Below are 291 nucleotides of genomic sequence, written 5' to 3'. Positions count from 1 at the left end.
GTAATGAAGTCAGTGACATCATGGCTAGAAAGAAAGTTATTCTTGAAAGTTAGTGCAACAAAGACAAAAGTGGTCCGACCAACAAAAGGACAATTCTTGGGATTTACATTTTATAAGAATAGCCAAGAATGGAAATGTGCACCTACAAAAGATAGAAAGAAACGCTTGTATACCAAGATACAAAAGTATCTTAAAAGAAAACAAGCAGTTTCAAGACCATTAGCTATAACATTTACAAAAGTAAACCAAATAGTAAGAGGATGGATAAACTATTTTAAGATAGGGAGCATT

1 protein-coding gene is annotated in these 291 nt (G+C 32.6%); it reads left to right on the top strand.

What is annotated here, in order from left to right:
* Positions 1–96 precede the first annotated feature (96 nt).
* On the top strand, positions 97–291 hold a 195-nt coding region (locus tag NE665_RS24315), incomplete at its 3' end, for a group II intron maturase-specific domain-containing protein (RefSeq protein ID WP_347285943.1).

The organism is Clostridium sp. DFI.1.208 (assembly GCF_024463855.1).
GTDB lineage: Bacteria > Bacillota_I > Bacilli_A > Erysipelotrichales > Erysipelotrichaceae > Clostridium_AQ.
Note: the sequence above shows the minus strand (reverse complement) of the source record. Positions and strands in the feature narration are given on the sequence as shown.